Origin of the sequence: Pseudomonas sp. PA-1-3F (assembly GCF_021609665.1) — a bacterium.
GTDB classification, from domain to species: Bacteria; Pseudomonadota; Gammaproteobacteria; order Pseudomonadales; family Pseudomonadaceae; genus Aquipseudomonas; species Aquipseudomonas paracarnis.
Genome location: NZ_WJZD01000043.1, coordinates 1 through 21417 on the forward strand (window position 1 = coordinate 1; position 21417 = coordinate 21417).

12 protein-coding genes are annotated in these 21417 nt (G+C 59.1%); all 12 read right to left on the reverse strand.

What is annotated here, in order from left to right; translation table 11 throughout:
• Positions 1-16 precede the first annotated feature (16 nt).
• The 12 genes from GIV26_RS23950 to GIV26_RS24005 all read right to left on the reverse strand — a co-directional run bounded on the left by GIV26_RS23950 (position 17) and on the right by GIV26_RS24005 (position 21389).
• A complete protein-coding gene (locus GIV26_RS23950; protein ID WP_236282452.1) occupies positions 17-304 on the reverse strand; it encodes a hypothetical protein in 288 nt (95 codons plus the stop codon).
• A gap of 188 nt (positions 305-492) precedes the next feature.
• Positions 493-741: a hypothetical protein gene (locus tag GIV26_RS23955; RefSeq protein ID WP_137205040.1), complete on the reverse strand. Its 249-nt coding sequence runs from the start codon at positions 739-741 to the stop codon at positions 493-495.
• A 304-nt stretch (positions 742-1045) separates the two neighbouring features.
• Complete coding sequence (locus tag GIV26_RS23960) at positions 1046-1714, reverse strand: hypothetical protein (RefSeq protein WP_236282454.1); 669 nt, start codon at positions 1712-1714, stop codon at positions 1046-1048.
• 129 nt (positions 1715-1843) lie between these two features.
• Positions 1844-2200, reverse strand: coding sequence for a hypothetical protein (locus GIV26_RS23965; protein ID WP_034134579.1), 357 nt, complete (start codon positions 2198-2200; stop codon positions 1844-1846).
• Positions 2201-2598: 398 nt separating this feature from the next.
• A complete protein-coding gene (locus GIV26_RS23970) occupies positions 2599-3030 on the reverse strand; it encodes a hypothetical protein (protein ID WP_003187491.1) in 432 nt (143 codons plus the stop codon).
• Positions 3030-11036: a two-partner secretion domain-containing protein gene (locus GIV26_RS23975; protein ID WP_236282456.1), complete on the reverse strand. Its 8007-nt coding sequence runs from the start codon at positions 11034-11036 to the stop codon at positions 3030-3032. The genes GIV26_RS23970 and GIV26_RS23975 overlap by 1 nt, the downstream gene beginning before the upstream one ends.
• Positions 11037-11066: 30 nt before the next feature.
• Positions 11067-12788 carry a ShlB/FhaC/HecB family hemolysin secretion/activation protein gene (locus tag GIV26_RS23980; protein WP_236282458.1) on the reverse strand — a complete coding sequence of 574 codons (1722 nt, stop codon included), beginning with the start codon at positions 12786-12788 and terminating at the stop codon, positions 11067-11069.
• A 455-nt stretch (positions 12789-13243) separates the two neighbouring features.
• Entirely contained in the window at positions 13244-13720 is a 477-nt protein-coding gene (pgaD, locus tag GIV26_RS23985; RefSeq protein ID WP_236282460.1) for a poly-beta-1,6-N-acetyl-D-glucosamine biosynthesis protein PgaD, read from the reverse strand.
• A 2-nt stretch (positions 13721-13722) separates the two neighbouring features.
• The gene (gene pgaC / locus GIV26_RS23990; RefSeq protein ID WP_054896841.1) at positions 13723-15063 is read right to left on the reverse strand and encodes a poly-beta-1,6-N-acetyl-D-glucosamine synthase; all 1341 of its coding nucleotides are present in this window, start codon (positions 15061-15063) and stop codon (positions 13723-13725) included.
• 2 nt (positions 15064-15065) lie between these two features.
• On the reverse strand, positions 15066-17063 hold the full coding sequence (gene pgaB, locus GIV26_RS23995) for a poly-beta-1,6-N-acetyl-D-glucosamine N-deacetylase PgaB (RefSeq protein ID WP_236282462.1): 1998 nt from the start codon (positions 17061-17063) through the stop codon (positions 15066-15068).
• Between the two features lie 12 nt (positions 17064-17075).
• Entirely contained in the window at positions 17076-19556 is a 2481-nt protein-coding gene (gene pgaA / locus GIV26_RS24000) for a poly-beta-1,6 N-acetyl-D-glucosamine export porin PgaA (RefSeq protein ID WP_089042756.1), read from the reverse strand.
• 336 nt (positions 19557-19892) lie between these two features.
• Positions 19893-21389, reverse strand: coding sequence for a YdgA family protein (locus tag GIV26_RS24005; RefSeq protein ID WP_236282464.1), 1497 nt, complete (start codon positions 21387-21389; stop codon positions 19893-19895).
• Between the last annotated feature and the right edge of the window lie 28 nt (positions 21390-21417).

Consider the following 21417-nt stretch of genomic DNA (forward strand, 5'->3'; position numbering starts at 1 on the left):
TTATTAGCCAGACCTTTCAGTCCTCCCCCTCCACGGCTATAAAAACAAGAAATTCACTTTCAACAACATCCGAGGGGATAGACCTGTAAACAAAAATCTCATCTCCCAAATTCAAAATAAAAAAACGTTCTTCACAATCAAATGAAAAACCAACACCCACAATCCTATCTTCCACTGAGGATTTCACCAGAACAGCTGAAGACAGCGTTTTGTTTATAACATTACTAAAGCATGCATCGTCGGACATCGACGCAATTACTTGCGCGCCATACTCTTGCATATCGCATTCGGTTAATGGCTCCACGGATAGTCCTATCGAAGCCCCATCACTATCGCAAAATAAACGGCCAGGAATGTTTCCTTCAAAATGGAAACTAATCTATTGTGGAAAGCCATGCGCCACCGAGCCTAAATTATGAATGAGTGCGTCCACCGACAAAAGCCTTTTGCCAATGGCAAGTATAAGCCACGCTTTCAACGAAGAATCTTTCATCATCTAACCTTCCCTTCCAGCGCACTTTTTACTGATGGATTTTGGTTGACGCCATCTTTCAAAATCGTCACAAACGTACCATTCGGCTTGGTCACCACGACATCATTGCCTTTAATTCTAAAATAGACATTGCCTCGCGCACCATTAGCTCCCTGCCCCGCGAAGGTCCCAGGGATAACCTTTGTGGCGTTATTCCCAATATCGTTAATCAAATCTGTAACAAATTTACGATCTGCGGCACAAGACAAAAGGGGACAGTTCTATTTAATAACTGGCATTTAGGGAGAAGATCAGCAATTGTGCGATTATGTTGCATGTTCTTGCGCTATTTCTGGCTATCCCGCTGAGGGACGGGTGTGATCTGCTGGATATTACTGGACGAAAATTAAACGCGAAGATCTAAAGCAGAATCTGGGCAGTTAACTCATAACTGCCCGACCGACTTACAAGAAACCATTTTGTTAAAGAACCACCAAAACAGAACCTTTACACCAACTCAACCAAGCCCAATCAAAACTGTAGTATATCAACCAATTTGACCAGACAAAAAAATCAAACCACTAAGCTCTTTAGTCGCTCACCCGCACTGAGTAGTTCGTCGGCAGAAAGCGGAGTATAACTAATTACAATCAAAACCCCCTCTTCAAACTCACACACTTCTTCTACATAACCATTCAACAAATCAACAAGTTCAAGCGGCCCTTTTCCGAAGGCGCGAAAACACAATTCCTTATCGAAATAATTCGCCGCATTTATACGGAAAACGCCATCCCTACCGTTAACGTCTTTTTTTGTAGCATCACAAGCTTCCAACACTAAAGGCCAATCACTCCTCGTAACATTCCAATCATGTAAAGCTGAGCGATAGGAGCCAAACGCCTTTATATAAACAGGAAAAACAATCCTCAACAAATATGAATAGTCGACTTTGGAGGCTGTGAATTCAATAAATAGCGTATCATCAAACTGCGCATCATCCTGGAGATACTTCTGATCTCGCAGAGCATATGAAATTCGACCTTTAACGCCGACTGGAAGTAGCTTATCCAATGACACCGAGGTCACCAACTCGCTTCCAATAGGGGGGACTTCAAAGGCATCGTTCAAATTCCACGGAACGCCCAAATCGCCTATAGCTCTCAAAAAATCTTTATGCCTCTCTTCGATAGACTCTGAAACACTAGGCCTATGTCGAAATTCGAGTTTATATGTGGTAATCACCGTGCCACCCTTACAGAAATATTTCTGATATTTGGCTCATTAAGTATATCTATTAACAAAAGGAGGGCGATATATTTAGTACACCTTCAAATTTTAATTTAAATAAATCTGCCCCCTTTCCTTTTCAACTTATTCATCATCCCAAAACTGCCCCGGCGGCGCATAGTTGCCATCTTCCAAGATGCTGCACCATCCAAAAAGCCTATAAAACATTTCAAGATCCAATATTTGGTAGATATCAATATCAACTTTTTTTAACGTCACCCGACCGTGTGCATAGTGAGAGTATTGCCCACCTACCCCACCTATCGCTCTTTTTTCAAGTTCTGCACGATCCCACTCCAGAACGGTTCCTGCAGCTTCTGGCAAAGGGTCCAAAAATTCAATTTCAAACTCCGTTGCAATTTTGCAAATGCAAGGAATCCGCCTTTGCTCGAGCAGGCTGTGGGTTAACAAATTCTCGGGAAACTTAATGCTTAATTTCATTTCAGAGCATCCTTTGGAACAACAACATAACCTGAAAAATTCTTTTCAAAAGTAGTCGCGGGGCTAAAGTACTGCTTACCATGAGGATCACTGCAAAAGGGGACAGATTTATTTAATGCGCCTTTAAACTCTAATTTAAATAAATCTGTCCCCTTTTCTCGTGAGATTAAAAGGTGGTACCTACCCATCCATCTTTACTGGATACCCACGCAGACCGTGACGGCGCGCAACCCACAATCAGAAATACAACTACCATTATTACGCTAATTTTTTTCACGTTTTCTCTCCGTGAAAATGTGAAAAATGGGACATATTTATTTAATACGTTTTTCAACTCTAATTCTAAATAAGCCTTTCCCTTTTCTCACTTTTTTATTCATCTCCGCTCTGGCACCGACTCAACTTTTTCCATTTATATGATTTCGCCACGGCACGAGCAGTCCCTCCAACAAGACTCGATCAACAACACCATCATCAATGGCGCCGACAAAAGTTGTATCCAACTGAAACTCAAAGGAAATATTTTCCTTTTCCGATAACTTTTTTACGGCACAGACTATTTCTTCCACTTCATCTAGATTTTTTGAATCCATATCAACAGACAGTATATTCGGTTGCAGTGCTGAATAAATCTCCAACATTCCACCCACCACTTCCGCGCCCCCTTCGTCTATCGCGTCAATAAAGGTTGGCGGGGCAATGCTCCATATTCTTGACGCAGCGAGCTCATTCACGAGCTGCTGCACATTAGATCTAATAGACTGATCTAAGTCTTGAGCCACGTAGAAAATCAACTTTTGCTTCTCATGTTCTAGCGGTACGGAATGCATTATTCAGCTCCTTTTTTTGGAGGGTATGCCGGGAGAGCCGACCCTGGACCGCCTGGATTATATCTAAACCCTCCTGGCATATGCGCATCCAAATGCCGTGTATCAGGCAGTGGCACAGTAAGTGGCGAACCCTGAACATGGTGCATAGGAATTCTCTCGCCCTTTAGCCCTGCATCTTCAGGAAAAACCTTAACCCATGCATCGTCGACTTTTGGAGTCCGTCCTTTAGCAATCGCGGCCCGATTTTCAGTACTTAAGATTTGACCATACCCAAGGTCATCCCAATTATTACGCAGTGCTCTCCAATCTGCGGCATTTGTACGAACAACACCTGTCCTAGTCGCACCAGAAGTCACAATAGGCGCGGGAGGCACTACTTCGCCTGTCGCCTTTGGACCCGCCGCCTCTTCAAGGGAACCCGCGCCGACTTGGCTTCCTTTCCCCTTACCAGAGCTTGAACGTGAAGGCAGTGTGATCCCAACTCCGGCCTTAATTGCCTCCGCACCGAGCTTAACTAATGGCCCACCGCCCGCAGAGCTGATATCTGCTGCAATTTGGCTGGACGCGTCTAGGTTGTTCCCTATCACAAAACCAACCGCAGAAGCAGCACCGCCCTGCCCTTGGGATCTCAACCTACCTACCAGATCAACGAGTTTCTGATCATCGTTCGCCAAGGAAGTGGCAATACCTCGGCAGCGTTGCGGATCGCGTGCGCAAAGCGCATCCAACTCGTCATTTCTCTGCTGATCAAGTTCCGCATAGCGCTGCCTGACCTCACGCTTCTCTTGCTCCGTAGTCTTGCTATCTACCTCCCGAAGCATTTCCTCGACTTCTTCGTGGTAAAGATAGTTGAACGTCGTCGCCTTCTGAGCAATCTGAGAGCCTTTTTCCAAATCTCCATCGACCGCCGCAGCTGCTAACAAGCCTGTCAGCTGTGAAAGCATCAGCGTGATGTCGTCATTGCCTTGAGCAGCCCACACCAACTGATTGATGAGTGCCTCATTCAGCCCGGCAGCGGCAGCCCCGGTTTTGAAATCGCTACCTGTGGCTTCAGCCAGCAATCCCCCCATCAAAGCGTGCGCAATAATCTTTTGAGGGCTGCTATTGGGGAACGTGACGTAGTCACCCACCCAATTAAAACCGGTAGCCATTGCAACGTTGCCAGCCTCTCCCAACAGGGCCGCATTGAAGTTGTCGCCGAAGCTTCCCCCTTGAATGGCCGTCGATATTCCGCTAGAGATTACCGCCCGGCCACCGGTACGCAGCGCGATATCGCCTGCTGACGTCCAGGTGAAAATATCTTTGGAGGAGTTCGTAACCGCCAAGGTTGAACCCGTACTCGGGGTAACACCTTGGACTGTGCTTGTACTTGTGCCTGCACCTGCACCTGCACCTGCACCGTCAGCACCAGCGAACCAATTGGTGTCGGCATACTCAAGAGCCCCCGCCGTGAACCCGGCGACTGCTGCGCTTTTCAGGCTATTGGCGCTGACCGTTTCCTTAAGCGCTGCACCCAAATTGCCTTTGTTGTTGATGGTGCTAGTGACTGCCGTCGTACTCAGGCTGGTGCTCACCGCAAGGGTGGCTCCCTGCAACCCGAATCCTACCGGCCCCATGATCGCCGCCATCATGATCGCAATCGCAATCTTGGCACCGGCGCCCAACCCTGAGTTGTCGTACTTGAAGCTCTCGTGAATCTCCTTTACCTGGCGCCAATCAATGTCGCCACGTGCCTCAGCTTGCTTGAGCCAGGCCAAATTAGGATCAGCCTTGACCATCGCATCAACGGTCTGGCTTACAGTCTGCTGATCGACCTGTTTGACGTCGATACGAATGCCTTCGGCGGCCTTGATGACAAGCTGTCCTTGGGCAACCAACTCGCTCTGACGCAAGGTTTCGTCTGTATTACCTTTGCCCTTAGCGCTGAACCACGAGAGGTCGCTTTTGCTCTTAGTGTGGCTCTCATCGTGCAGGTCCTTGACGCCTTCAAAGACAATTGCACCACCGCTATCAAGGATGATGTCCTTGCCGCTATTAAGCTTCGCAACTTGATACAGCTGGTCGCCGTCGCTTTTAAGGACTAGGTTGCCACCTGTCTTGATCTCGGTCCCTACCTGGGTGGTGCGGGTCACTTCATCCATCTGCGCCTTTTTAGCGCCCCAGCTTCCCTTCTCCTTCATGTCATACAACGTATGCGTACTGTTCTCAGCCGCCAACAAACTCAACTTATCCCCGCTATACAGATAAGCCTCATTCCCCGCGCTGATCCTGCTCGCCACAATCGTGGTATCACGCCCAGCCTGGCTGACAAAATCCCCACCCGCCGTCAGTACGCTCGCCACTTGAGTGGTCTGGTCGTCCGAGGTCTTGATGCGTTTTTTGCCGTCCTTTTCCTTGCCCTCAACGTTGTGCATGTCGCTGACCGAGGCGACGTTGAGGTCGCGGCCGGCAGCGATGTTGAGGTCTTTGCCGGCGGTGGCGGTGCTGCCGATGATGTTGACGTCTTGCCCGGCCTGCATGTTGAGGTTGCCGCCCGCCGTGACGCTGGCGGCGAGGTTTTTGACGTCGGTGGTGATGGTGGATTTCTCGCCGCCGTCGCGGGTTTCGTGTTTGACGCTGGTGTCGCTGGCGGCGATGAGGTTGAGGTCGCGGCCGGCGGTTAAGTTAGCGTCGTTGCCCGCTACCAGGGCGCCTCGGTTGGTGAGGTCGCGGCCGGCGTCGATGGCGAGATTTTCGCGGGCGACGATGGTGCCGGCGCTGGTGTCGGTGAGGGTGCGCATGCCGGCGCCGTCACGCACCTGGATGGCGGTGGTGTCGTTGGTGATGTCGCCTTTGAGCGCCGTGAGGCTGACTTGTTTGCCGCGGATTTCGCCGGCCATGGCGTTGCGGATGCTGTCCTGGGCCAGCAGGTTGAGGTTGTTGCCGGCTTCGACCAGGCCGCCGGTGTAGATACTGCCGCTGCTGATGGCGGAGAGGTTGTTGCTGGCGCGCAAGGTGCCGACGTTGATCAGGTCGCCGCCGGTGACCAGGTTGAGGTCGCGGCCCTGGATGAGGCTGTTGCCGCGCACGTTGCGCGAGTCGGCCTGGGCCAGGTACAGCACCGGTACGAGGACGGTCTGGCCGTCGATGACGCGGTTTTCCATCCACACGATGTCGTGGGTCAGGGCGCCGACTTGCTGGTCGGTGAGGGCCACACCCAGGCTCAGACGCAGGGCGTCTTTGCTGGCAAGGCCGTTGTCCATTAGGTAGCGGAACTGCTCGGCGTCGCTGTACAGGCCGCCGGCGAGGAAGCGCTGGCCGGTTTGCGCGAGGACGGCGTCGCGGATCAAGCGGGTTTCGTACTGGCCGTCACCGAGGCGGCGCCAGGCGTTGTCGGCGGTGAAACCGAGTTTGCCGAGCATGTAGTCGGAGCTGAAGAAGCCCGACACCGAGGTGAACTCGGGGTTGGTTTCGATCAGGTAGTGGCTGGTGGGGTCGGCGTTTTTGACGAACAGGCCGTATTCGCCCTTGGGCAGTTGGAAGGTGGGCGAGGTGGTGGGGTCGACCGGGGCGAAGGCGGTGCCGGTGTAGTCCACGGGCACGAAGCCGCCACCAGGGGCCACGCCTACCACGGGCAATACGCTGCCGGGCGCCTGGGCGCTCGGGTCGTTGGCGTGTTTGCTCAGGTTGATGTTGATGCCGCCGACGGGGATGCCGGTCTGGTCGTCGCCGAGGGTGCCGGTCAACTGGGCCAGGGTGTTGTTGTGCAGCGTGCCGTTTTGCAGGGTGCGGGCGACGTTGAGGTTGACCGTGCCGCCCGCTTGCAGGGTGGCGTCGTAGCCGGGGCCGCTGTTGTTGGTCCAGGTGGTGACGTCACTTGCGTAGGCGAACGGCAGGCTGTTGGGTGAGCGGCTTTTGAGTTCTTCGAAGCGCGCCTTATCAAAATTCCCGGCCGCCGTGGCCGCATTGAACGCGGGCACGTCGACGTATTGCATGCGTTCAAACAAATCGTCGGAGACGTGACCTGGCGTGCCGATGACAAGCTTGCGCTGGCCCGTGCGCGTGGCGGCGCCCTGGTTGAGCAGGTCACCGGCAGTGATGCTCAGGTCGCCATTGGCGGCCATCAGGCTGTAGCGGTTCTGCACAGTGTCGCCTTGCAGCAGCATGTTTTTGCCAGCCACCAGGCGCGCCGCTACCGAGTCCTTGGTCGCCGCCTCAAGGTACGTTTCGTAGATGGTGATCTCGCCGCGTTCCCAGTTGTCGCTCTCGCCGCAGTGCTGGCCACAGATCCAACTCAAGCTGCCGGTGGTCAGTGTTTGCCCGAGTTCGAATTCATCTTTGGCGTTTTCGATAAAGCCCGCATTGATGGCGATCGAGCCTTCGCTTTCCACGGTGCCGGAGCGGTTGCTGAACAGCACGGCACGCCCGCCATCGCGGGCGGCGAAGCTCAGGTTGCCTTTGCTGTAGACATCGCCATAGCTGTTGCTGAAGCCATTGCTGCGCAAGGTCATGTCGCCGCCGCTGAACAGCAGCGTATCGGCGGCATTGGTGATGCCGTTGACTGCGGTGAGGTTCACTGCGCCCTGGGCACCAAGGGTGCCACGGTTGTTGATTTGCGCGGCGGCGATGTCCAGTTGCTGGCGGGCGGTGAGGAACCCGAGGTTGTCCAGGGTGCCGCCCAGGGTCAGGCGCGCATTGGTTGCGGCCAGGCGGCCGCCGTTCTGGCTGAGGTTGTTGGCGGCGACGGTGAGTGTTTGCAGGGCCGAGACGCGGCCGCTGTTGGTGATATCGCCGGTGGTGATGCTGATGTCACTGTCGCTGAGCAGTTCGCCGCCGTTGTCCAGGCTGGCCACGTTGAGGATCAAGCCCTTGGCGCTGGCCATGCGGTCACCGGCCTTGAGGGCCAGCCCTTGGTCGCTCTTGTAGGTGAGCACGTCGTTGAGTTGCACACGGCCCAGGCCGTCGACTTTACCGAATGCCCAGTCGGCGCTGCCCATGCCCTGGATATTGCCCTGGCTGCCTTCGAGGCTGGCGGTGTTGAGGTGGAACAGGCCGGTGCCGGCGTGTTGCAACATGCCGTTCTGGTTGTTGACGCTGGCGGCGTCAAGGCTGAAGGCCTGGCTGCCGAATTCGAGGGTGCCGTTCTGGTTGTTCAACGCACCGCTGAGGTTGAGCTTGCTGCTGGCGCCGCCCAGGGCACGCAGTTGGCCGTTGGCGCTGTTGTCCAGGTTGCCGCCGGTGAGGGTCAGGCCCTGGTTGGCTTCGATCAGGCCGCCCTGGTTGCTGAGGGTGCCACGTGAGGTCAGGTTGATCTGGTTGCCGCTGATCTGGCCGCCCGCGCTGTTGTCGAGGCTGGCGCCGCTGACGGTCACTTGTTCTTTGCCGAACAGTTTGCCGCCACGGTTGGCCAGGGCTTCTACGGTCAGTTGCAGGTTGCCGACCAGGCTTGCCATCAGGCCGCCGCTGGCGTTGTCGACGCTGTTGGCGGTGACGCTCAGGCTGTCGCCCTGCACGGTGCCGCCCTGGTTATCCAGGCGGGTGGTGTTCAGTTCGGTGAGGGCGCCGCCGCTGAGGATCAGGCCTTTGCGGTTGCTTACATCCTGGCCGCTGTAGCTCAGGCCTTCGGCGCCGGCCAGCAGTTGGCCGTTGTCGTTGTTCAGGTGCTGGGCGGCGATGTCCAGGCGCTTGCCGCGCAGGGTGCCGCCGTCGTTGTTGAGGGTGGTGAGCTGCTTGACCAGCACGCTGCGTTCGCCTGCGTCGATCTGGCCGCCGACGTTGGTGAGCAGGTCGCTGACCTTGAGCACCACATCACCGCCATCGCTGACCAGCGCGCCTTTGTTGCTGTTGGTGAAGGTCTGCGCGGTGACGTCGACGGTCTGGCCCAGCAGGATGCCGGCGCTGTTGTCGAAGCGCTCGCCTTGCAGTTGCAGCAGGCCCTCGCTCTGGATGCGGCCCTGGGCGTTGAGCAACTGGCCCGGGCCTTTGAGCAGCAGGCTTACGCCCTGGGCGCCACCGGCCAGCAGGCCGGCGTTGCGGTTGTCGAGGCCCGAGGCGCGCACGTCGAGGTGGTCACCCAACACGCGCCCGGCGCGGTTGTCGATATCGCCGCCGGCCACGTCGAGCAGCAGTTGCTTGCCGACGATGGTGCCGCCCTGGTTATCCAGGTTGGCGGCGTGCAGTTCGATATCGCCCTGCCCGGCCTGCAAGCGGCCCTGGGCGTTGTTGAGCTGTTGCGCGGCGGTGAGGGTGAGCTTGCCGGTGTCGGCGCTCAGTACGCCGCCTGCGTTGCTGCTGAGGGTGCCGGCCGTAACGTTCAGATCGGTGCTGGCCTGGGCGAAACCCTGGTTGTTGTTGAAGGTGTTGGACACGGCGAGGTTGAGCGCGCCGCCGTCGGCCTGGATCAGGCCCTTGAGGCTGTTGTCGAGGTTGCTGGCAGTGACGGTCGCGGTCTTGGCCACCAGCACGCCGTTCTGGTTGTTCAGGCTGCCGGCGTTGACGGTCAGGTCGTTGGCGATGACTTGCCCACCGCTGTTGTTCAGGTCGGCGCTGGTGAGCACCAGGCTGCCGCCGGCCATTTCGATACGGCCCTGGCGGTTGTCCAGGGAGGCGCTGTTGAGCGTGGCGGCCTGGCCTTCGCCGAAGCGGATCAGGCCGCCGAGGTTGACGATGGCCGGCGAGTTGATCGCCAGGGTTTGTTCGCCAAACAGACGTGCGCTGGCGCCCTGGTTGGTGAGTTTGGCGCTGCTGACCTCGACGGTCTTGGCCTGGATGATCGCGCCCTGGTTGGTCAGCGCTTGCGCGGCGGTAATCGCCAGTGCGCGGCTGGCCAACAGGTTGCCGCTGGTGGTGACGGTTTGCGCGTTTACCACCAGATCGCCGGTGGTGTTGCGGCTGTTATCGGCGGCGACGCCGGCTTCGATGATGCCGGGGTTGTTCACGCTGGCCGCGTTGATGTCGATGCGCTGGCCGGCGGCGATGCTTTTGCGGTTGACCAGGGCCTGGGCGCTGGTGACCTGCACGTTGCCGTTGGCGTAGACCTTGTCGGTGAGGTCGACGTTTTGCGCGGTGACCTTGACGTTACCGGTGGCCGCCGCCTGCGCCATGCTCAGGCGCCCGTTGGCGTCGAGCTGAATATCGCCGCCACTGGCGGCCAGGGTGCCGTCGAGCTTCACGCCCACACCTGCCTCGGTGCCCACCAGTTTGATCGCGCCGGCATACATGCCGCCCAGGGCCGACGAGTCGATCGCCAGCTCCGGCTTGGCGCTGCCGTCATCGGCGCGGGCGGTGGTTTTCAGGCTTTGCGCATCGACGTCGTTGCGCCCGGCGATCACGTTGAGTTCGCGGGCGTTGATTTGTGCGTTGATCTTGGCCGAGCGGGTGATGATGTCGAAACGTTCGACGTTGCTGGCGTTCAAGCCTTCGCCGTCGATGGTCACGGCGCCGCCATCCACTTCATAGCGCTGCAATTGGCCGCTGGCGTCGAGCACCGGTTTGCCGGTGGTGAGGGTGACGTTGGGGGTGTTGATAAAGCCGCAACCGCTGCACGTCACGCCGTACGGGTTGGCGACAATGACCTTGGCCGACTGCCCCGCCACTTCGGTGTAGCCGCGCAACTGGCTGGGGCTGCCGCCGTTGACTTCGTTGAGGATGACGTTCGCCGCGCCGCCCTTGAGGTTGGGGTTGCCGACAATGATCCCGCCCAGTTGGGTGTTGACCATGGCGGTGTTGCCGTTGTTGAGGATCACGCCGTTGGGGCCGACGTTGTAGTCCTTGAACTGGTTATGGGACAAGCCCGCGCCATTGGGGGTAGCGATGTTTACCACCGGCACGCCATTGCCCGCCGCGCCCACGGTGGTGCCCGGCGCACTGACCACAATGCCCTCGGCCTGGGCCAGCAGCGGCTGCCAGAACAGTGCGTTGGCAAGGATCAACGCCAGCCCGCGCTTGGGCAGGCCGAAGAACGCGTCCCGGCGCTTCAGGGCGGCAGAAGGTTGGCGGGCCAGGAAGGCGAATTGGCGAACATCCATTGTCAGGCTCTCATGCAGCGGGGAGTTGAATTACAGGAAAAAATCCATGCGGAAGTAGATCGGCGCTTCGCGCTCGGTCACCACACCGGGTCTTTCTAACGAATGAGCAAAGGTCACGCTGGTGCTGACGTGTTTGCCACGGGCGAACAGCTCCAGGGAGTTGCTGGACACCCGGCCATGAACGTTGTCGTTGTAGCGGTCGTTGCGGATCACGCCTTGGTCATAACCGACGCTGGCGCCGTATTCGGCGAAGGCCGGGCGCATCCAGTCGAGGGTCACCGGGCGTGCCCAGCGCACTTCGTTGCGCCAGTAGCCGCCGCTGTCGCCGGTCAGCAACTGGTCCTTGAAACCGCGCACCGACGCCGAGCCGCCGAGGCTCATGCGCTGGGGCGAAAACAGAATGTCTTCGCTGTGTTGGCCGGTGGCCAAACTGCTGAAGCTGAACGACTCGCCCCACAGGCTGAACGGTTGCAGGTAGCTGACGGTGGCGGTGTATTTGCGGTAGCGCGAATTGGGCTGGCGCCGACCGAGCGGGTCACGCTCGTCTTGAGACTGGGCGTCGAGCAGGCCGATGCCGCTTTGCATGCCCAGGTCCAGGTTGACGAAGGCACTGCCGATGCGCCGACCGTGGTTGACGCCCAGTTGCAGTTCGCTGAGGCGGTTGCTGCTGGCCTCGGTGCGTGCGTCGAGGATGTAGTTGTTGGTGCGCAGGTGCGCCAGGCCGACGTTGACCGAGGTCTTGCTCACATCGTCGCGATGGATCACCCGCTCGGCGCGCAGTTGGTGGTTCTGGTTGTCGCCGTCCTGCTTGAATTTGAAGCCGTCGGTCACGCCGTAGGTGCGGTAGTCGCTCTCGCTGTAGGTGTAGCTGAAGTTCCACCAGCCCCAGGGCAGGTTGTAGTAGAGCAGGGTGTTTTTCGAGGTTTTCTGGTGGTCGCTGATGGCGTCATGGCCGCCGCGCAGCATCAGTTGGTCACCCAGGCCCAGTGGGCTGTCCCACTCAAGGCCAGCGCCCCATTGCTGTTCGCCGGTGCTTTTCTGCCCGTCGTTGTTGCGCGACAGGCTGGCACGCCAGGGCTTTTGCGCGGTGTTCTTGACCACCACGTCGCTGCCGCCGATTTGCTTGCCGGGGGTGAGTTCCATCTGCGCTTGTTTGGACGGCAGGCGGTTGAGCTGGTCCACCAGTTGCTCGATTTCACGCAGGTTCAATGCTTCACCGACTTTGCCGGGAAAGGCCATGGCCAGTTCGCGGTCGGTCACCGTGCTGCCTTCGGCGCTGCGCAACGCTTCGAGTTTGCCTTCCACCACCAGCACTTGCAGATGGCCGGTGGAGAGGTCTTGCTGCGGCAGGTAGGCACGGCTGGTGACGCGGCCTTTGCCGAGGTAGTAGTCGGTGATGGTTTTGAGCAGGTCGTTCAGCTGGGACACGCCCAGGCACTGGCCGATGTAGGGCTTGAGCAAGCGCTCGCGGTCGGGCGCCGGAAGGCTGTCGGCGCCTTTGAGTTCGATGGTTTTGATCGGGAAGCAACGGGTGTCGGCCGGGGTTGCCGGGGCTTGGGGCTTGTTCGCTTTGCCGGGCAGGTCCTGCAGCTCCTGGAGGCGCCGCTGTTGCTCTTCAAGCAAGCGGTTCTGCCGGTCGCGGATCAAGTCTTGATCGCCAGGCGTGGGGGCGGCGGATGCACTGTTCAGGCTCAGGCAGGTGAGCAGGAGGGTGCAGAGCAATAACCGGGTCCATGGCAATAACGAAGACATGTTCGATCCATCGAAAATCAAGGGCCGCGAAACTAACATCGAACTTCTAGCTCGCCTAGAAACGGGCGACGTTGGGCCGTTCGACTGATTAGTTTTCTAACCTATTGATTATTAATAATAATTTTTCATCAAAAGAGTTTATGTCGGGCACTTGCGGTGATTAATCCGACAAGCGGCAACTGTTTTGATGGCGATTCGACGAATGACTTTCTGACTGCCATTATTTAGCCATCAGGTGTTCGTCGAGTTAGGTTAGTACCGGAGAAGGGGGAAAAGTTCGCGAGGGTTTTGTGAATTGGATCCCATTTATCGGAATTGCGACACGTGCGTTGAATCAGGTGGGGAGCACTCGCGCCATTTTATAGGAGCGAGCTCGCTCGCGAAAAACTCACAGGCGCCGCGTTTATTCAGAAAGCACGCGTTATCGCTGGCGTTTTTCGCGAGCAAGCTCGCTCCTACATAACGCCCTTGTCTTTGTCGGGTACCAGGGTCAGGCCGGGGCGTTCGACGTCGCGGGAGACGTGAGACTTCACTTCTTCGACGCCGCCCTCTTCATCGTTGTGAATCACCAGCACGCCGGGGCGGCGCAGTTGTTCGAGGTCGCCGTCGCCCAAGTTGAAACTTTCACTCAGGTGCTGGTCGCTCAGCGCATTGGCCTCGGCGCGGCGCTGGGCGAATTTGCGCCCGCGATGCTGCTGATAACGTGCCCAGCTGATCAGGATCACCGCATTGAACAGCGCGATCCACAGGTAAACCTGCAAGGTGTTGAGCGCCGCAAAGATAGGCGCCTCGATGCGTGGGCCGCCGTGGGTTTCAAGCATAGCGCTGATGCCTCGCGCCAGCAGCCAGATCAACCCACCCCAGGCCAGCAGGGTCAGCAGCACATCGACGATCCACATCAGTGTGTTTTGGCGAGTTCTGACCAGTTTCATGATCACGCCTCCTCTTGTGCAGGTTTGATACCGCGGTCCGGGCTGACCCAGCGTGCGCGTTTCTGATGCTGGTTGAACAACACCTTGGGAAAGCTGACCAGGGTGGTGAGCAGGCTCACCAGCCAGAACACCATCGGGTACCACACGGTCCAGAACAGGGTTTTCCACAGGTCTTTTTCGTAGCGCCGGTCGATCAGGATGCTCACCGCAAACTGCAGCAGGCACACCATCGCCAGCACCAGGCCGGTGAACGCGGGCGGCACCAACGAGCTCACGGTGATCGCCGCCGGCAGCGTGACGAATTTACCCACGGCCCAGAAGATCACCGACAGCAGGAAGGTGAAGGCCCAACCGGTAGACAGGCAGTACTCGAACAGCAGCGGCCACAGGTAGCGGTGGCGCCATTGCCAGATGCCACGGATGTTCTTGAACAGCACTTCAGCGCCGCCCTGGGCCCAACGCAGGCGTTGTTTCCACAGGCCGCCGACGGTTTCGGGCATGAGGATCCAGCATAGGGCGCGCGGCTCGTAGAAGATCGCCCAGTGATCGAGTTGCAGCTTCCAACTGACATCGATGTCCTCGGTGATCATGTCGGTGCTCCAGTAGTCGATGCGGTCCAGGGCCTTCTTGCGAAACGCCACCACCACACCGGAGACCGTGAAGATCCGACCGAATACCCGCTGGGTACGCTTGATCAAACCGATGATCGAGGAGAACTCGCCCACCTGCACCCGGCCGATCAGGGTCGAGCGGGTACGAATGCGCGGGTTGCCGGTGACGGCCCCCAGGCGCGGGTTGTCGAGCATCGGCGCGACCATGTAGGCGGCCGCGTTTTTGTCGAGCAAGGCATCGCCGTCGATGCACACCAGGTATTCGCTGCGGGCGGCCACGGCGCCCATGCGCAGGGCCACGGCTTTGCCCTGGTTCTGCGCCAGGTGCAGCACGCGCAAGCGCGGGTGTTGCAACGCCAGGGCATCGAGAACTGCGGCGGTGTTGTCGCTGGAGCCGTCGTTGACCGCGATCACTTCGATGTTCGGGTACAACTGGCCGAGGGCCGCGCCAATGGTGTCAGCGACGTTATCGCCCTCGTTGTAGCAAGGGATGATGATCGAGATCAGCGGCTCGCCGGCCAGGGTCGGCGCCGGCGTGTCTTCTTTCCACGGCCAGTGGCGTTCCCAATGCAGCCAGAAGTAAAGGCCACCGGCTATCCATAGTGCCGACATGAACAACGGGTAGAAGAACACGAAGTCCATCAGAAACTGCCCGGTCACCAGGAAGATCAGGCCCAGGGGCAAGCCCAGTACCAGTGCCAACACGAATAGAGCCAGGATTCTGTCAACCATGATCAAGGGTTCCATTGGTTGGAGAGGGCCGGACGAATAGTTTTCAAGTCCGGGGAGTTTTCCAGGAAGTTGTCCGGGTAGTAGCCGAAACTGGTGACGCCCTGGCGTTTGAGTACACCCATCCACTCTGCCAATTGCTCAGCGCTGATATCCGGTGCGGCCTGGGTGCGCCAGTCTTTGGCTTGCAATTCGAAGATGGTTTTTTCCATGGCGCCGGGGCGCGCCTTGACCGTGGCGATGAGTTTTTCCAGCCAGGCGTTGGAGGTCTTCACTTCCTGGCCTTCCATCAACGGCATCGCCATCGGCGCGGTCCAGTCGTAGGCCTGGAGGAAGTCATCAAGGTTCTGCGCGAACCAGGTTTCGCTGCCAGGGTTGAGCATCGGCTCGGCGAAGATATTGCGCGCGGTGAGTACCTGCGGCCCACGGATAGCGCGGACCTTGGCGGTGAGCTCATGGGTGAAGTCGATCAGGTAGCGGCTTTTGAAACGGGTCCAGCGCTGCATCACGGCCGGGTCGGCACGCAGGGCGGCGATGCTGTCCGGCAGGCCTTGGGCCGCATAGGCCTTGAGCGCTGCGGGGCTGGCGTCTTCGAAGTCGTTGAACACCGCATCATCGTGGTAAAGGATGCCGTCAATCGGCCCTACACGCGCCAGGTCTTGGTAGATCTCACCGATGATCTGCCGCACCTTGGGATCAAACGGCGACAGGCGCTTGTATTGATCCGGGTCGGGGCCGACCTGGCCGGTTTCCGGGTCCCAGCGGGTGACACGCGGCAGCTTGGGGTCCAGGGCAAAACTCAGCACCGGCATCCAGGCGTACACACTGGCATGGGCACGGGTGTGCAACTGCCAGGCGACACGGTTGAAAAGATCGGCCCGCATCGGCAGGTGACGGTTAGGGAAGTACAGCGAATGCACCAGGCCGTCGCCCTTGGGGTCGGCGAAGGCTTGCAGGAACACGGTGCCAGCACCCATGTCCACCACGCGCTGAACCAGCACGTCGAGGTTGCGTGCCTGCTGGGCCGGGTCGGGGTCGTACACGTTGTCCAGGTCTACGTGCAGCACGCGCATCGGCGCTTTGGTCTGCACGGCGACCATGCTGTTGGCAAAATGCTCGCCGTCCGGGTCTGAGGCCACCAGAAAGCGTGGGCTGTTCATCAGGTTGCCGAGGTCGTCGAGCCCGTCTTCCAGGGTCAGCGCCATCTCGTAGCCGTGCTCGCCGACCACCGCCAACGAGGTGCCATCGGCGGCCCCGTACGGCCACACCCATACACGCGGCGCCTTGCCGGTGACGGTTCGGATTTTGTTCGAAATCGCGGCGACGTCAGCCCGCATACGCGCCTGGAACTGCGCTTCGCTTTCGTAGCCGTTGGTTTTGGGGTCAAAACTTCGCGTGGTGGCGGCCGGTTCCAGGTTGCCCTGGGGGTTGGCCAGGATGCCTTTGTGATTGGCGTCGGTGTGGGCGGCGATTTCCACCAGGCCAGACTGCGACACCTCGCGAATCTGCTGCCACGTCAGGAACTCTCCCCGTGGTCGTGGCGTACCGGCAAAATCCACCGGTTGGTTCAACGGCGTGTCGATCCAGGACCCCACCGGCGCCAACAATGCAGGCCAGTGGTAGGCACGCAGAATCGGCATCACGCGGGTGTAGAAGCTGGAATAACCGTCATCGAAGCTGAGCATCACCGCCTTGGGCGGCAATGCCGGGCCGCCACGCCTGGCCGCCAGAATCTGGTCGACGCTTACCGCCTGGTAGCCATTCTCCCGCAGCCACGCCAGTTGCTCGATCAAACGCTCGGTGCGCACCGCCACCACGGCTTGATCGGGGTCGCGATCTTCCACGTCGTGATAGGCAATGCCCAAAAAGTGGTTCTTCGGCCACGGCGCTTCGTTGGGCGCTATCGGCCGTTCGGCGGGTGGGGTGTAGGGCGCGGGTTGTTGGGCGCAGGCGGCGGCCAGCATTACACCCAGGACCAACAAGCAACGGCTGAGGACGGTCATGGTCAGGCTCTTTTAGAAACGGTAAGTGAGGTCGACGAGCAGGCGCAGATCGCGTTCGCGATCACCGTCATAAGGTCGGCTGATCAGGCTGAGGTTGGCGCCCATTTCCAGTACGTCATTCCAGCGATAGCGTTGGCCGTAGCCAATCAGGCCAATACCGCCGGTGGAGTAGTCACGCTGGCTGTAGGTACCCGCGCCGATTTGGAACTGCTGACTCCACTGGGTTTCGTAGCGGTGATAGAGCACGTGATTGACGTTGATCATGGGCAACACCGTGAAGTCCGACTTCGGGTTGAAGTACACGGTGTCTTCCTTGCTGTTGCGGCTGGCGCCCACTTCCAGGCCCAGGTCCACTTGCACATGGGGCGAGCTGTAGAGGCCCTCGCGGCCGGTGAGCAATGCTTCGAAGCGGTCGTTGCCGTCGCTGAAATGGGACGGGCTGAGGGTCAGTTTCCACTCGCGGCTTTCGTTGGCGCGCCAGCGGATAAAACCGCTGCCGCCGTTGGCTGTGACACCGTCATTCAGGGCCCGCAACGGCGTGGTGCTGAGCAAATAGCCAAGGCTGCCGCCGTATTGCCAGTGGTCGTTGATGTCGCGGGCAATCGACACGCTGGCGCCTTGCTTGGAACCGTCGCCATAGGAATGGTTGGACACTTCGGCTTCGATGGTCATGTCACGGGTGCGACGCTCCACGCCCACGCGCTGCCAGCGATGTTGGCCAGTGCCCTCCTGGAAGTCGGCGGTGGCATAGCCGGCACCGGCGAACAGGCGCCAGTCTTCGTCGATGGGAGGCGTGTAGATCACGCTTTCAATGCCCCAGTCTCGGCTGCCGGAGACGGCACCAGCGTCGTTGTTATTGCCACCACCGTAGCTCTTGCCGGTGTAGGCCTCGACACGCAACTCGGCCATGTCGTGCACATCGCGCAGGCGGCTCAGGCGCTGCACCTGACGGTTGTCCGGGTTACGGGCGAGCACGTCGTCGGTGAGCGCGTCCATCTGCCGCCATTCTTGCAAGTCCATGGCGGTATAGGCCTGGGAGACTTCCAGGCCGATATCGCGGGGAGCCTGGGTTTCGGTTTCCTTGAGCGTGCCTTCGGCGCGACGCGGCCAGTCGCGGGCGCGGTACATGTCGGCCTGGGCCAGACGCAGGCCCACATTGCCCGGTGCCTTGGCCACCAGGGCTTCCAGGCTGGCTTCGCTGCCGGGCAGGTCACCGCCATAGGTACCGGCCTGGGCGGATAATTGTTGGGCGTCCATCCAGTTGTCATTGGGGTTACCAATGGGCAAGCCCTTGAGCTCAACGCGGGGGTTTTGCTCCTTGGCCAGGTTGTTAGCGACCTGGCGAGCCTCTTCGACCTTGTCGCTTTCCAACAAGGCGTAGAACAGCGCCGTGCTGTCATCGACCCGATAGCTGGCATCGGTGTCGGGGGCGGTGAGTACCTGGCGGTACAACGGCTCGGCCTTTTCCGGCTGGCGCTGTTCCAGGTAAGAGCCGGCAACCCAACGCAACGCGTAGGTAGGTAGTTGCACGCCTTCGCCAGTGAGGGTCTGGTAATCGCGGATCACCTCGGCATGCCGTGCTCGCGCTTTGAGCGCGCCCAGGCGGTCAATGCGCCAGCGGATGACGTCGTCCTTGGCTGTGGCGTCCGGCGCCCAGCGACTGATCAGTTTGTCGTAGTCCTGCAGGGCACGGTCTGCGATGACGTAGCGTTCCTTCTCGCTGCGTGTGGCGAACTCAGCCATGCGCACACGCTCGGCGGCAAGGTCACCTTCGAGGCGGCGCTGGGTGACTGCGTCCACCAGCCCCGGGCGCTTGGCCGAGAGGCGCAGTGCCGGCTCCGGCAGCCGCGCCTTTTGCAGGGCAACGATGTATTCACGCGCCACTTCGGGTTTATCGCCCGCCCGGATAAAGGCTTGGTCGAATTCGAACAGCGCGTCGTAGTTCAGGCCGGCACGTGTCAGCGCATATCCCAGGGCCATGCGGCGATTGGGGTCATTGGGTTGCGCCGCCACCAGCGTGCGCAGGCGTTGTACCGCTTCGTTGGCTTTGCCGCCATCGGCCTGGGTGAGGGCCTGGCCCAGTTGCAGGTCGACGTTATTGGGTTCACGCAGCAGCGCCTGGCGATAGACCGCTTCGGCCTGAGCCCACTGCTTTTGATTGCGATAAGTGCGCGCCACCGTGGCGAGTGCCTGGGTGGTGAGGTTGCGATGCTTGCCTTGCGCCTCGTACACCTTGAGCACTTCGGCGTCTTGCCCGGCCCAGCCGGCGATCACCAGGTGGTCGCTGACCTGGCCTGGGGTCTGGCGTTCGGCGGAGAGTTGGCGAAGTTGGGTCAGCGCCGGCGTGAAGTGACCGTTGCGGGCCTGGATGATCAGGGCGTCGTAGGCAGGGTCGGCAAATGCAAGGCCTGGGACCAGCAATTGGCTGCACAGTGCGGCTCCGATAAGCAGACGCAACCGGCCTGAGGCACTGTAGGGGTGGTTTCGCAGCATGTCGTGAGCTTCCTTACACACGGAAAGCTCTAACGATAGATGGTCCTGAACGAAACGCTTCAGGGTGTCGGCGTCTCGGGGCCCGACCTAGCTTTCCTGTAGGAACTATCCCTTAGGGAAGTAGGGGGAAGCACAATTCAGAACAATTGTTCAGAATTGTACGACCGCGATTTTTTGCCCTCACACAAAACAAAAGTGGGAGCCGGGTTTGTGTGGGAGCCGGGCTTGCCCGCGATGCAGGCACCTCGGTCGTTCAGCCAGACCGGGGCGATGCTATCGCAGGCAAGCCAGCTCCCACACAAGCCAGCTCCCACATTTTTTTATCGCATTTCAGGTTTATTGGGCGCCGCTGACCGCACCGGCTTTGGACATCACAAAGCCGAGGAACTGCTCAACGGTCATCTTCTGGCCGTTGAAGGTCACCTCGTTGTTGGCGTAGTGCAGCTTGGAAACCACGTCGGTGCCCACCAGGGTCGCCAGTTGAGTACCGACCGCCATGCTGCTGACCATCTCGGCCGCCATCTGCGATTGCTGTTCGATGGCTTGCGGGTCGGTCACGCCGCCCACCTGGGCTTGAAGGGCCGCCACGTCGCTGATCATCGGCTTGGACAGGGTCAGGTTGGCATCCAGCAGCGAGACCATTTGCTTGCCCAGTTCAACCGGCGGCAGCTCCATAGACGTTGGCTTGGTCAGGTCCACCACCAGGTTGAACTTGCTTTCGCCACGGGTGGTTTTGAGCGACAAGTTTTCCACAGCCAGTTGCGGCTTGGCGGCCAGCACCTGGTTGACATTGGCTTCCGCCAGGGCTTGCTCGGCTTCGGTCATTTGCAGCTCCGGCACCGGTTGACCGGCAGCAGCGGCAGCTTGCACCGGTTGCATCTTGTCCTGGTAGAGCTTGGTCAGCACCAGCATCGCCGGAATGTCGACGTTCTTCATGCTCACGGCCATGGCGGCCGAGCCTACCGCTTTGCCCTGGTAGCCGATCTCGTCGATCTTGTAGTCGACGCGGCCAGCCAGGTTGTTGTCCTTGGTTTCGCTGGAGTCTTTCTGCTCGAAACCCTTGAGGGTCAGCACGGCTTTCTGCGGGCCGAAGGTGACCTTGGTGTCGGTCAGCTCCACAGTGTTCTGGCCGGTGTAGAAACCGAAGGTGGTTTTTTCCAGGTTGCTGGCGACGGTCAGGCCGGCCAGCTCCGCTTCGAACGGTGCGCCTTCGGCGTCCACTGCGGCAACCTTGAGGCTGTTCATGAAGCCTTCGGCCTTGACCTTCTGGCCTTCGGCGCTGCTGTCGAAGTTGAGGTTGGCGCCGGAGAAGCTCACCGAGGAAGTGGCGTCCTTGAACTCCAGGGGCAGCAATTCGATGTTGCCGCTGACCGAACGGCTATAGCCGATATTCGCCACGCCTTTGAGCGGCGACACGTCTTTGCTGGCGGCGAACCATTTTTCGGTGGTGGGGTTCTTTTCCAGTTCGTAGTGACTGGTGGCCATGACCGGCAACCACTTGAGGGTCACCAGGCGCGAGAACGGCAGCGGGCCGTGTTCGATATGGTCGACGAACAGCAATTCGGGGTTCGGGTTGTCTTCGCCGAACACGCTGCCTTGGCCTTTGAGGCGATAGTGCGCGGTGCTGCTGAACACGCCACGGTCCAGGGACACCAGCTCCAGGGTCACGCTGCCATCGACGCCGGCCATGGAGGTCTGCAGTTCTTTATTGGCGCTCTGGATAGCGGTTTGCAGGACCGGCTCCAGTTGTTTACCGGTGTACCAGGCACCGCCCGCACTGACGGCGCCGACGGCGACAACAAAACCCAAGAAAACAACGGCTGGCTTATTCATGAAGTGACCTGATCAAATCCTGTGAGAA

What these genes read in the sequence shown, in the direction of transcription:
- GIV26_RS23965 (WP_034134579.1), bottom strand. Translation starts at nt 2,200, where the DNA reads ATGAAATTAAGCATTAAGTTTCCCGAGAATTTGTTAACCCACAGCCTG.
- pgaB (WP_236282462.1), bottom strand. Translation starts at nt 17,063, where the DNA reads ATGACCGTCCTCAGCCGTTGCTTGTTGGTCCTGGGTGTAATGCTGGCC.
- GIV26_RS23970 (WP_003187491.1), bottom strand. Translation starts at nt 3,030, where the DNA reads ATGCATTCCGTACCGCTAGAACATGAGAAGCAAAAGTTGATTTTCTAC.
- GIV26_RS24005 (WP_236282464.1), bottom strand. Translation starts at nt 21,389, where the DNA reads ATGAATAAGCCAGCCGTTGTTTTCTTGGGTTTTGTTGTCGCCGTCGGC.
- GIV26_RS23975 (WP_236282456.1), bottom strand. Translation starts at nt 11,036, where the DNA reads ATGGATGTTCGCCAATTCGCCTTCCTGGCCCGCCAACCTTCTGCCGCC.
- pgaA (WP_089042756.1), bottom strand. Translation starts at nt 19,556, where the DNA reads ATGCTGCGAAACCACCCCTACAGTGCCTCAGGCCGGTTGCGTCTGCTT.
- pgaD (WP_236282460.1), bottom strand. Translation starts at nt 13,720, where the DNA reads ATGAAACTGGTCAGAACTCGCCAAAACACACTGATGTGGATCGTCGAT.
- GIV26_RS23980 (WP_236282458.1), bottom strand. Translation starts at nt 12,788, where the DNA reads ATGTCTTCGTTATTGCCATGGACCCGGTTATTGCTCTGCACCCTCCTG.
- pgaC (WP_054896841.1), bottom strand. Translation starts at nt 15,063, where the DNA reads ATGGTTGACAGAATCCTGGCTCTATTCGTGTTGGCACTGGTACTGGGC.